The organism is Paenibacillus aceris (assembly GCF_017874035.1).
GTDB classification, from domain to species: Bacteria; Bacillota; Bacilli; order Paenibacillales; family NBRC-103111; genus Paenibacillus_E; species Paenibacillus_E aceris.
Genome location: NZ_JAGGKV010000018.1, coordinates 75,961 through 87,806, shown reverse-complemented (window position 1 = coordinate 87,806; position 11,846 = coordinate 75,961). Strand labels below are relative to the sequence as shown.

The 11,846-nt window shown below is 48.4% G+C and carries 11 protein-coding genes; all 11 read left to right on the top strand.

Translation table 11 applies throughout. The features are described from left to right. The first annotated feature begins 257 nt into the window (after window positions 1-257). Window positions 258-665: an adenosylmethionine decarboxylase gene (gene speD / locus J2Z65_RS25955; RefSeq protein ID WP_028556978.1), complete on the top strand. Its 408-nt coding sequence runs from the start codon at window positions 258-260 to the stop codon at window positions 663-665. 118 nt (window positions 666-783) lie between these two features. Beyond that, entirely contained in the window at window positions 784-1,320 is a 537-nt protein-coding gene (locus tag J2Z65_RS25950) for an S-adenosylmethionine decarboxylase (protein WP_167069081.1), read from the top strand. A 157-nt stretch (window positions 1,321-1,477) separates the two neighbouring features. Further along, complete coding sequence (hemA, locus tag J2Z65_RS25945) at window positions 1,478-2,881, top strand: glutamyl-tRNA reductase (protein WP_167069083.1); 1,404 nt, start codon at window positions 1,478-1,480, stop codon at window positions 2,879-2,881. A 33-nt stretch (window positions 2,882-2,914) separates the two neighbouring features. Next, a complete protein-coding gene (locus J2Z65_RS25940) occupies window positions 2,915-3,748 on the top strand; it encodes a cytochrome C assembly family protein (protein WP_167069086.1) in 834 nt (277 codons plus the stop codon). Window positions 3,749-3,750: 2 nt separating this feature from the next. After that, the gene (locus tag J2Z65_RS25935; RefSeq protein WP_167069089.1) at window positions 3,751-4,482 is read left to right on the top strand and encodes a precorrin-2 dehydrogenase/sirohydrochlorin ferrochelatase family protein; all 732 of its coding nucleotides are present in this window, start codon (window positions 3,751-3,753) and stop codon (window positions 4,480-4,482) included. A 14-nt stretch (window positions 4,483-4,496) separates the two neighbouring features. Continuing rightward, window positions 4,497-5,444 carry a hydroxymethylbilane synthase gene (hemC, locus tag J2Z65_RS25930; protein WP_167069092.1) on the top strand — a complete coding sequence of 316 codons (948 nt, stop codon included), beginning with the start codon at window positions 4,497-4,499 and terminating at the stop codon, window positions 5,442-5,444. Between the two features lie 5 nt (window positions 5,445-5,449). Beyond that, on the top strand, window positions 5,450-6,982 hold the full coding sequence (cobA, locus tag J2Z65_RS25925; RefSeq protein WP_167069095.1) for a uroporphyrinogen-III C-methyltransferase: 1,533 nt from the start codon (window positions 5,450-5,452) through the stop codon (window positions 6,980-6,982). A 63-nt stretch (window positions 6,983-7,045) separates the two neighbouring features. Then, window positions 7,046-8,041: a porphobilinogen synthase gene (gene hemB, locus J2Z65_RS25920; protein ID WP_167069098.1), complete on the top strand. Its 996-nt coding sequence runs from the start codon at window positions 7,046-7,048 to the stop codon at window positions 8,039-8,041. Between the two features lie 200 nt (window positions 8,042-8,241). After that, on the top strand, window positions 8,242-9,306 hold the full coding sequence (gene hemE, locus J2Z65_RS25915; protein ID WP_167069101.1) for a uroporphyrinogen decarboxylase: 1,065 nt from the start codon (window positions 8,242-8,244) through the stop codon (window positions 9,304-9,306). A 1-nt stretch (window position 9,307) separates the two neighbouring features. Further along, a complete protein-coding gene (gene hemH / locus J2Z65_RS25910; RefSeq protein ID WP_167069104.1) occupies window positions 9,308-10,255 on the top strand; it encodes a ferrochelatase in 948 nt (315 codons plus the stop codon). Beyond that, a complete protein-coding gene (hemG, locus tag J2Z65_RS25905) occupies window positions 10,252-11,715 on the top strand; it encodes a protoporphyrinogen oxidase (RefSeq protein ID WP_167069107.1) in 1,464 nt (487 codons plus the stop codon). The genes hemH and hemG overlap by 4 nt, the downstream gene beginning before the upstream one ends. Window positions 11,716-11,846: the final 131 nt, after the last annotated feature.

Sequence of the window (11,846 nt, the reverse complement as noted above, 5' to 3'; positions counted from 1 at the left end):
CTAGGAATGAACAAGTTAAACTCCTTCTACATAAATTAGATATTGCGTGTTTGGATGAGAAGGCCTTGGTAAAAAAAACTATTGCATTTCTCGTCGATAGATGTTATTTTTATTCTCGTTGAAACAATATAGGAACCAGGATTCACTCAGGACATTGAATGTTGCGAGAGATAATACCCTCGGGAAGTGAATGACGTAGGTCCTAGCGGATGAAATTTTTTTCAGACATTTTATTCCTAGGAAGGGGGAACCGAAAGATGGAAACTGAATACTCAACTTTCGGAAGACACGTTGCTGTAGATACTTGGGGGGTAGATTTCGAACTTCTGAACAATGCAGATTGGTTGCAGGCTCAGATGGTAGAAGCTGCCGAGGTATGCGGAGCAACCGTACTATCTGTACAATCCAAGCAATTTGAACCACAAGGAGCAACTGTACTTGTTATGTTGTCCGAGAGTCATCTCTCCATTCACACTTATCCTGAGAGAGGTTTTGCCGCGCTTGACTGTTATACATGCGGTGAGACAGTGGACCCTCAATTAGCAATTGATTTTATGGTATCCGTATTGAAACCAGAAACATTCTATGCGAAGAAATTAGTTCGCGGAATGGGTGAATTACAAGTAGAAACTCCTGAAATTAAGCAAGCAGAGCTTGTGAAATAAGGTTCTGCACATAACAATAACGATAGCCACGGAGAAATCCGTGGTTATTTGTTTGTCCGTGTTCCCATACAATGATATTGCGACACATGTCCAATTAGGGAAGCGGGGAAATTGCGCTGTGAGAAAAAAAATAATTAGAAAAGCAATCCTTTATAGTATTGTTCTATTCCTCATTATTTGGCCTGTCTATCAGCTGTCTCAAATGCTTGGCCATCATAAAGAAGAGCACGATGCAACCCATCTGCTGTATCAAGTTTCTTTATTCCAGATGGAGCTTCTAAAGAGCAACTTGGAGGAAGCTGCGCAAAGTAAAACGACTGATGAGCTGGATGGAAGTGGGCAAGCCCTATACTCAGCGGGCTACACGCATGAGCGACTTGTATTAGCGGCGGGCGGAGCAGACTATCTGACTCCGTTGTCCAGTATGACGCAGTTATCCCAGTACTTGCAGCGTCTTCAGATCGGCGGGGGGCGGGCGTTGAAGCCGGAAGAACTGCAAACGTTGAAGGAAGCAGGGCTTCAGTACAAGAGCATGTATGAAGTTTATGAGAAAATCATGGCATCTAATGGGGATATTGTTTCTTCACAAAACACGAAGCTGGCAGAGTTGGATCGTAATTTGACTGCTTTTCTTCGCAAAAAGCTGCTGCAATAAATGGACATCTTGCCAGTTCAGGTATACGGGAGCCGATTGCTGTTAAAACTAACGATCAGAGTGAAGCATTCATAATTTATACAAAAAATTTGTCGGATTGCAGAGTTTGCTGTGCTATAATGATACATAGAAAATGAATGAAAGGCAGGTGGTACCTTTGCATATTGTAACAGTCGGTTTAAATTATCGTACGGCTCCGGTCGAAATTCGGGAGAAGTTCGCTCTTGCCGAGCAGGATTTGCCGATCGCATTAACAGAATTGAAAGATACTAAAAGTATTTTAGAATGTGTAATTGTCGCCACCTGCAATCGCACGGAAATTTACGCCGTTGTGGATCGACCACAGATGTGCAGTCATTATTTGACGCATTTTATTGAACGGTGGTTCCAAGTTCCTAAAGATCAGTTTCAGAAACATTTATATATGCATGAAAATGAGAAGGCGATTGAGCATCTATTCCGCGTAACCAGCGGTTTAGATTCTATGGTGATCGGGGAAACCCAAATTCTAGGACAAGTACGGGAAGCTTTTTTATCGTCTCAAAAAATGAAAGCGACCGGTGCTTATTTCAATACGTTGTTTAAACAATCGGTTACACTTGCCAAAAAGGCGCATTCCGAAACAGGCATTAGCAATAATCCCGTTTCTGTCTCCTACGCGGCAGTTGAGCTCGGCAAGAGAATTTTCGGTAGTTATATGAATAAAACAGTTATGATTATTGGTGCTGGGAAGATGAGCGAACTAACGGTTAAGCACTTGTATGCGAACGGAGCCAACAAGGTTATTGTTGTGAATCGTACGTTTGAGCGTGCAGCTGAGCTGGCGGAGAAATTCAACGGAATTCCTTGTACCATGGAAAAAATAGCTGATTATTTGCCGGAAGTGGATATTATTATCAGCTCTACAGGTGCTCCTGGATATGTCCTTACCAAGAATGATATCCAATCTTATGTCCAAAAGAGAAAATCACGTCCGCTGTTTATGATGGACATTGCCGTGCCTCGTGATCTGGATCCGCAAATCAGCGATTTACCGAATGTGTTTCTTTACGATATTGATGATCTGGAGCATATCGTAGATAAACATTTGCAAGAGAGAAAGAAAGAAGCGGCCAAGATTGAGACGATGATTGAATCGGAAATAGGTGTGTTTGAACAATGGACAAAGACACTCGGCGTAAGTCCGGTTATTAATGCCCTTCAGGCCAAAGCAAGCCAGATTCACGAAGAGACGATGGAGAGCATGTTGAATAAGCTGCCTGATCTCGATGACCGTGAAATTAAAGTTATTCGAAAATTAACGAAAAGCATCGTGAACCAAGTGCTGCGTGACCCGATCCTGCGCATTAAGGAAATGGCAGGAGAACGTCACGGGGAAGAAGCGCTTGAGCTCTTCACGAAACTTTTTGCCCTCGAAGAGACACTTGAACAACAAGAGCAAGCCAATCAGTTAGCACAAGAGATGGAATCTGGGCAAAAAGCGCTGGAAGCTAAACAGCTGCTGGAAGATAAGTTGTCCGTGCGCGGTTTACAAACCGCGGATATTCTGGCAAAATCTTGAGAAAAAAGGCGCTAATCGCCTAGGAGAGGTGCCATGGTAACTCGTAGCTGGTTGTTTGATGCGATGATTTATATGTATGCCCTGAGCCTATTGTTTTACTTTTCGGACTTCGCGAATGCGAACCGGAGCGCGAAACGGATGGGGACGGGGCTGCTTTTGTTTGTATGGGTTCTGCAGACCGCTTACTTAGTTATTAATTTGTACGGTCATTTGACAGAATGGGCATTTGCCCGGTCGGACGTCCTATTTATGTTTTCGTGGCTGATTGTGACGATTTCATTATTGGTTAATCGATTTTTCCGTATCGAACTGTTTGTGTTTTTTGTGAATGTGCTCGGTTTTGCAATTCTAGCCTTAAACATCTTCGGAAATCCGCACGTAATGCCAATCAAAGCTGGTTGGGACATCAACGACGAGCTATTATTTATACATATTACTCTGGCGATTGGCAGTTACGCGGCTTTCTCCATTGCAGCTATCTTCTCTTGCATGTATGTGTTTTTACACAGTATGTTGAAGGCCAAAAAGTTTTCCCAGACGGTTATGCGACTGCCTTCCCTTGAGAAAATTGAGCATTATACGTATTTTTCCGTTATTATCGGGGCTCCGTTGCTTCTTATGGCGCTAAGCCTCGGCGTGGTTTGGGTGGTACTGGAAGGGAATCATAACTTGCTTTACGATCCTAAAGTGATCAATTCCTTTTTTGTACTGGCTGCTTATGCGTTCTATTTATTTCAACAGAAGTCGATGCGGATTTCAGGCTTTAAGTTAGCCGCGTGGAACCTTGCAGCTTTTCTCATTGTTGTTCTGAACTTCGTTGTTTCCAATCTGGTATCAGGCTTCCATGACTGGATTTGGAGTTCATGAACATGAAGCATCCGTACCCGATTATGGTGAATCTGACTGGCAGGCAGTGTCTGGTTGTCGGCGGCGGGCCGATAGCTGAACGTAAAGTGCTATCGCTTCTCGAGGCAGGAGCCCACGTGACGGTTGTCAGCATGGAATTCACGGCGGGATTATCCGAAATCGCAAAAAACCCGGAAGTGGTACTGCACAGGCAGACGTTTCATCCGTCTATGATGACAGGCGATCATTTGATGCCCTATACGCTTATTGTGGCGGCGACGAACGATACTGAAGTTAACGCGCAGGTCCATGGGCTAGCAACGAAGCAGGGTAAACTGGTCAACGTCGTTGACCAGCCTGAACTTAGTTCTTATATTCAACCTTCCGTTGTACGTAGAGGAAAACTGGTGATTGCTGTTTCTACGGGAGGTGCCAGTCCGTCTGCGGCTCGTAAAATCGCTCGAGAACTCGATTATAATTATGGCGAGGAGTACGCAGCTTACCTTGATTTTCTTAGCGAGGTGCGTCATCTCGTTCAAAGTAAAGTAGCGGATAAGCAAGCGAGACAACGAATGTTTAAAGAGATGCTGGAATGGGATGTGCTGGCCAAAATACGCGCAGGCACGTTCGAGAGCTGGAAGGACAAGCTCTACATAGCTATAGAGAAAGAACCTTGGCCGACTGAAGAAGCAGGTCAAGCGAATACAGACCGGCCTTCATGGTCAGCGATTAATGATTTCGGGCAGCAAGTATAGGGAGGCGGGTAGAGATGAAGACCATTATTGTAGGAACTAGACAAAGTGCTTTGGCCATGACGCAGACGGGACAGGTGGTAGAGCTATTAAAGCAGCTTGCAGCAGAGCACGGGATTGCTTGTCAATTTGAAATAAAGAAAATTGTCACGAAGGGCGACCGCATCCTGGACGTCACGTTGTCCAAGGTAGGCGGCAAAGGCCTGTTCGTCAAAGAAATCGAACAAGCGCTTGTAGACGGCGAGATTGACATGGCCGTCCACAGCATGAAAGATATGCCCTTCGAGCTTCCCGAAGGGCTAGTCGTAGGAGCGATTCCGAAGCGTGAAGACGCGCGCGATGCGCTCATCACACGCGGATACCGCTCCCTGCAAGAGCTGCCGCTGGGCGCGCTCGTCGGCACCAGTTCGCTGCGCCGCGCCAGCCAGCTGCAGCATCTCCGCCCGGACCTCCGCATCGAGTCGGTCCGCGGTAACATCGATTCGAGGCTGCGCAAGCTCGATGAAGAGAACTTCGATGCGATCATGCTTGCCGCGGCCGGTTTGCACCGGATCGGCTGGCAGGATCGCATCAGCGCGTACTTGCCGCCCGAAGAGTGCCTCCCTGCCGTAGGGCAGGGGGCGCTGTGCATCGAGTGCCGGGGCGGCGACACGTTCATGCTGGACCTGCTGGGCAAGTTCCAGCATGAGCCTACTGCGCTCGCGGTGCGAGCAGAGCGGGCTTTCCTCGGCAGACTCAATGGAGGCTGCCAGGTGCCGCTCGGCGCTTACGCGAGCGTAAGCGAAGCCGGCAGCGGGCTTGATACGCCGCTGCTGACGCTGACGGGCATGGTCGGAACGCCGGATGGCGCGACCATGCTGAAGGAGACGGCTTCCGGGAGCGATCCGGAAGCGCTGGGCGAGCTCATTGCGGACAAGCTGATCGCGCAAGGCGCTGAGCGTATTCTGGCTGAGGTAAGGGAGTGAACCGCTTGAACAAAGGGAGAGTTTATCTCGTTGGTGCGGGTCCGGGTGACCCAAAGCTAATCTCGGTTCGTGGCATGGAAGCTATTCAGAAGGCGGATGTCATTGTCTATGACCGTCTGGCCAATCCTCGTTTACTTAAGCATCGCAGACCGGACGCTGAGCTTATTTTTGTTGGCAAGCTTCCGGACAAGCATATATTAAAGCAAGAAGAAATCAATCATTTGCTCGTAGATCTGGCCTTACAAGGAAAAGTCGTGACCCGTCTGAAGGGTGGCGATCCCAGCGTTTTCGGGCGGGTAGGCGAGGAAGCGGAGCTGCTGGCGGAGCATGATGTGACGTTCGATATCATCCCGGGCATCACGTCATCGATCGCCGTTCCGGCGTATGCGGGAATTCCGGTAACACATCGTGATTTTACTTCGTCGTTCGCAATTATTACTGGGCACGAGTATCCGAATAAAACGTACTCCGGTTTGGACTGGGAGCACTTGGCCAAAGCCATTGGCACGATGGTTTTCTTGATGGGTGTCGCAAATCTTGAACAAATTTGCCGGGAATTAATACGCTGCGGCAAATCGCCGGAAACACCGGTTGCGCTTGTTAGGTGGGGCACCTGGGCAGATCAAGCGACCATCACAGGAACCTTGGCTGACATTACGAACAAAGTAAAAGAAGCCGAATTCAAGTCACCCGCAGTCATTATTGTCGGTGAAGTTGTGAAGCTGCGCGAGAAGCTGGCTTGGGTCGAGAAGAAGCCGCTTTTTGGCCGCCGAATTCTGGTGACCCGGGCAAGAAGTCAAGCGAGCGAGCTTGTTGATTTGATCGACGATCTGGGGGGAGAAGCGGTCGAATTCCCAGTGATCAAGCTGCAGCCGCCAAGCCGTCCTGAAGCTCAGCGTGCCTTGGATGAAGCTTTAGGTGAATTGCATACTTTCGATTGGATTCTATTGACAAGTGTGAATGGGGTAGAATTTTTCTTCAACCGTTTGCGCCAGCTAGGGATCGATATTCGCCGTATGGGCAATGCCCGCATTGCTGCCGTAGGCCCCAAAACAGCCGAAGCGCTCGCCGAGCGAGGAATTATCGCAGATGTACTTCCAAGTAAGTTTCAGGCGGAAGACATGCTTGAGGCGATTCAATCCGATTTGTTAAAAGGTCAGAAGGTTCTTTTACCAACAGCAGATTTGGCACGTGATTATTTACCGGCTAAACTTCGCGAGCTAGGTTTGCAAGTTGCTGAGGTAGACGTATACGAGAACGTACTCACCACAGAAGACGGTGCTGAAGTCATTCATTTGCTTCAAAATCAAAGCATTCATATCATAACTTTTACAAGCTCATCCACCGTTACGAATTTGATAGAAGCCTTGAAACAGTTAGGAATTGAAGAGCCAGTATCCTTGCTTCAAGGTGTTGAAATTGCTTGTATCGGACCCAAAACCGCAGATACGGTACGTCAATATGGGCTGCCGATTACGTATATGGCCGAAGAGGCCACAGTTGCTTCACTCGTTCAAAGCATGATTCAACCTAAATAAAAGGCATCCGGCAGAAGTTGAAGCTATGTCGGATTGCCTAGCCAATAAGGAGGCGGAATCCTCATGAGTTTCCCCGTTGTTCGTAACCGCCGCTTACGCGGTAATGCAGCTATTCGTAATCTAGTTCGTGAAAATCAAGTAACGGTCAATGACTTGGTACAGCCGATTTTTGTTACACACGGCACCAACGTAAAGTCAGAAATTGCTTCAATGCCTGGTGTTTATCATTTGTCGCTGGACATGCTGAAAGCTGAGATCGACGAAATTACATCACTGGGAATTCAAGCTATTCTCTTGTTCGGGGTTCCTGATCACAAAGACGCAAAAGGCACATCCGCGTACATGGAAGACGGTATCGTGCAGCAAGCGACCCGTTTTATTAAAGAATTGAACCCGAATTTGCTCATCATTGCGGATACGTGCCTATGCCAATTTACGGATACAGGCCACTGTGGCGTTATTCATCATCACCCGGTAACGGGGGCAGCCGATGTGGCGAATGATCCATCTCTGGAACTGCTTGTTCGCACAGCGGTTTCCCAAGCGAAAGCAGGCGCGGATATCATTGCTCCATCCAATATGATGGACGGTTACGTTCATGCCATTCGGTCAGGTCTGGATGAAGCTGGCTATGAGAATACTCCGATTATGGCGTACTCGGTGAAATATGCATCCGCCTATTACGGCCCATTCCGGGATGCTGCTCATTCCACGCCGCAATTCGGTGATCGCAAAACGTATCAAATGGATCCAGCCAACGGCAGAGAGGCGCTGCGCGAAGCGGAGAGCGATGTTGTGGAAGGCGCTGACTTCTTAATGGTGAAGCCGGCACTTGCTTACATGGACATCATTCGAATGCTCAAAGATAATTTCGACCTACCGGTTGTGGCTTACAATGTGAGTGCCGAGTATTCCATGATTAAGGCGGCTGCATTGCAAGGTTGGGTGAATGAAGAAGCGATCGTAATGGAAACGATGCTGAGCTTCAAGCGCGCTGGCGCTGATATTATCTTGACTTATTTTGCTAAAGATATCGCCCGCTATCTGAAGAACAGCTAATTGAAACAAATGATTAGAACCATTCATCCTAGAAGGCGCAGCCGAGCAGTTTCCCGAGGAAATTGAGCTGCTGCCCAGCTAGACGCGGATGGTTCTTTTGTCATACTATTGTCGCAAAACGTGAGCTTACGTCGGTTGTGACAGGGGTATAATTAGGGCATAATGAATGAGAATAGATGGAAACCAGAGGAAGGTGCCTCATGAGCTATAACGACAATTTTATTAAAGCATGCCGGAAGGAACAGGTGAATACGCTGCCTGTCTGGTATATGCGTCAAGCCGGACGTTACGACCCGGATTATCGCAAGATTAAAGAGAAGTATACATTGCTCGAAATTTGCAAACAGCCAGAGCTTGCTGCAGAAGTTACAATGATGCCGATTAAGAAACTAGGTGTTGATGCGGCAATTTTATATTCGGACATTATGAATCCCGTGGCTTCGCTTGGGATAGATTTTGATATTGTCAAGGATGTTGGTCCTGTTATTCATACGCCGGTTCGGAATGCACAGGATGTTGAACGTTTGCGCCCAATTGATGTGGAGAAAGATTTATCGCATATCATTGAGACCATTCGGATTTTAGACAAAGAGCTCGAAGTCCCGCTCATTTCTTTTGCGGGCGCGCCATTTACGATTGCCAGTTACTTGATCGAAGGGAGACCATCCAAAAGCTATATTCGCACAAAACAGCTCATGTACGCTGAGCCTGCTGTTTGGTTTGCGTTAATGGACAAGCTCGGAGATATGGTGATTACATATTTAAAAGCGCATATCGCAGCGGGCGCAAAAGCGGTTCAAGTGTTCGACAGCTGGGTAGGCGCGCTTTCACCAGCCGATTTCAAGCTGTATGTGCTGCCAACGATGGAACGTATTTTCAAGGAGCTTTCCTCTTTGAAGGAGCCAAAAATTTATTTCCCTGGCGTAAGCTCAGGCGAATTGCTGCCTTATTTGAAAGACCTGCAAGCCGATGTCATTGGTCTGGATTGGCGTATTCCGATCTCGGTAGGCCGTGAGCGGGTTGGCGAGCGTTTTGCCGTGCAAGGAAACTTGGATCCTTATGTTTTGACGGCTCCCATGCACGTGATTGAACAGCAGGCGAAAGCCATCATGGATGAGGGAATGAAGAAGCCGGGTTATATTTTCAACCTGGGGCACGGATTATTCCCGGAAGCATCGCTTGAAAAGCTCAAAGATTTGACAGCATTCATTCACGCGTACTCGCATTCCGTGTTAACTCAACAAGCAGAAAAGAGTGGTGTTTAGGATGACCAAACGTCGCGTTGGTGTATTAGTCATGTCTTACGGGACTCCGGAAAGCCTGGATCAAGTGGAAGCGTATTACACACATATTAGACGCGGATCTCCGCCAACTCCCGAGCAACTGCACGAATTAACAGCACGGTATGAAGCGATTGTTGGAGGGTTCTTCCCGCTGCGCGAGAATACGAATAAGCAGGTTAAGGGGCTTGAGGACACATTGCGCACCGAACATCCGGAAGTGGAGTTTGTGTGCTACCAAGGCCTGAAGCATGCTCAGCCGTATGTAGAAGACGGAGTAGTGCAAATGGTCAAAGACGGGATTACGGAGGCTGTAGGTGTCGTTCTGGCGCCTCATTACTCGACTATGAGCGTTGGCGGCTATGTGAAAAGAGCGAAGGAAAAGGCAGAGGAGCAAGGGCTTAAAATGAGCTTTGTCTTAGACTATCACCTTCATCCTAAGCTGATTGATGCACTGAGCACGCGGGTAGATAAAGCATTAACGAAGTTCAGCGATGCGCAGCGCAGCGACATCCGAGTGATCTTCACAGCGCACAGCCTGCCGGAGAAAATTCTTGAAATGAAGGACCCATACCCGGACCAATTGCTTGCCACCTCGAAAGTCATCGCGGAGCGTGTAGGGTTGACGAACTGGCAATTCGGTTGGCAGAGCGCAGGCCAAACGGCAATGCCTTGGCTTGGACCAGACATTCTGGATGTCCTGCAGCAAATTCACAAAGAAGAAGGCGTAAAGAACGTTCTGCTTTGTCCGATCGGTTTCGTTTCCGATCATTTGGAGGTTCTTTACGATATCGATATTGAAGCGCAAGCTTTGGCTAAGGAGCTTGGCCTGCATTTGGAACGAACTGAATCGCTTAATACCGATCCTCTATACATGCAAACGCTAAGCGATGTTGTTTATACGAAATGGCATGAAGTTAGTGAACGGTCATGAGTACCCATATTCCTCACTACATGATTGTTGGCGGGGGGATCACTGGGCTTAGCGCTGCTTTTTATTTAAAGAAACGGTTAGAATCAGAGGGTTCTCCCTTTCGAATTTCGGTTGTAGAGAAGTCGCCTGCTTTTGGCGGGAAAATTCGTACGCTTGAGAAAGAGGGCTTCGTGATTGAAAAGGGGCCAGACTCTTTCCTTGCTCGGAAACGGCCCATTATTGACTTGGCGTATGATCTCGGACTCGAGCATGAACTTACCGGGACGAATCCTAAGGCCAAGAAGACCTATATCGTGCGTCAAGGCAAGCTTCATCGCATGCCGCCTGGATTAGTGCTCGGCATTCCCACACAAATGACTCCGTTCATGAAGACGGGCCTCATTTCTCCGTTAGGCAAACTGAGGGCGGCACTAGATCTAGTTCTCCCTAAGCGTGAGGTGACGAGCGATGAGTCTCTGGGACACTTCTTGGAGCGACGATTAGGCAAGGAAGTGCTGGAACGCATTGTGGAACCGTTGTTAGCGGGCATTTATGCCGGGGATACGTTCAAGCTCAGCCTGAAATCTACGTTCCCTCAGTTTCGGATGATGGAGCAGAAGCATCGAAGCTTGATCCTAGGGATGATGGCGAGCCGCAAGAACGTTTCTGAAGAAACGGCGCACTTGCCTTCGGCCATCCGGAATTCCGTTTTCGTGACGTTCAAAAAAGGGCTGCAGACGCTCGTCTCCGGCTTAGTCGCCGCGCTCGAGTCAGCCGACTTGCGCACAGGAGTAGGGGTTGCTTCCGTTCGGCAGTTGGAGCGGCAAGCTGAGGTGATATTTGAAGATGGCCGCAGCGAAATCGTTGATGGCGTTATTCTAACGTCACAGGCCTATCAGGTTGCCCAGATGATACCTCACTTCCCGGCAGCAAGCGAATTGAAGAAAATTGATTATATTTCCGTGGCCAATGTCATTATGGCATTTGACCGCAAAGATATTCCGTTTGAACTGGATGCTTCGGGCTTTCTGGTTCCGAGGAATGAAGGCAGTACGATCACAGCGTGCACGTTAACCTCCGCCAAATGGCTCCATACTGCACCCGATGGCAAGGTGCTGCTGCGTTGCTACATTGGCCGATCTGGAGAGCAGGAGTGGCCAGCATGGTCGGATGAGCAATTGATCAGCAAAGCGCGTCACGATCTGCGCAGCTTGCTTGGTTTAACGGCTGAGCCTCTGTTTACCGAAGTAACGCGGCTTATGCATTCCATGCCCCAATACCCGGTAGGCCATTTGGAGCAGATCGCGCGCTTCCGCGAAGAGCTGGAGACGGCGATGCCGCAGGTTTTGGTAACGGGTGCGGGATTCCATGGCGTCGGTCTTCCTGACTGCATCAGGCAGGGAAAAGAGGCGGCATGGCAGCTTGCAGACCGTATCCTTCAGTCCGCTAAGGAGCCTGCTGTACCAGCCGGTTCCGTCTAATACCGCTTGGCCAGATCCAACTTGAAGTCAGAAGGGGAGATGGCCAAGATTTGTTTTTTTCTCTATATCGAGATTTTTCCTCGCCGGCGATACCGGTTGTGAAGATTTTGACAGTTTAACATAGAACGTTT

Excerpts from the sequence above, each read along its gene's own strand:
- speD (WP_028556978.1), top strand. The coding sequence starts at position 258 with ATGGAAACTGAATACTCAACTTTCGGAAGACACGTTGCTGTAGATACT.
- J2Z65_RS25940 (WP_167069086.1), top strand. The coding sequence starts at position 2,915 with ATGGTAACTCGTAGCTGGTTGTTTGATGCGATGATTTATATGTATGCC.
- J2Z65_RS25935 (WP_167069089.1), top strand. The coding sequence starts at position 3,751 with ATGAAGCATCCGTACCCGATTATGGTGAATCTGACTGGCAGGCAGTGT.
- hemC (WP_167069092.1), top strand. The coding sequence starts at position 4,497 with ATGAAGACCATTATTGTAGGAACTAGACAAAGTGCTTTGGCCATGACG.
- hemB (WP_167069098.1), top strand. The coding sequence starts at position 7,046 with ATGAGTTTCCCCGTTGTTCGTAACCGCCGCTTACGCGGTAATGCAGCT.
- hemE (WP_167069101.1), top strand. The coding sequence starts at position 8,242 with ATGAGCTATAACGACAATTTTATTAAAGCATGCCGGAAGGAACAGGTG.
- hemH (WP_167069104.1), top strand. The coding sequence starts at position 9,308 with ATGACCAAACGTCGCGTTGGTGTATTAGTCATGTCTTACGGGACTCCG.
- hemG (WP_167069107.1), top strand. The coding sequence starts at position 10,252 with ATGAGTACCCATATTCCTCACTACATGATTGTTGGCGGGGGGATCACT.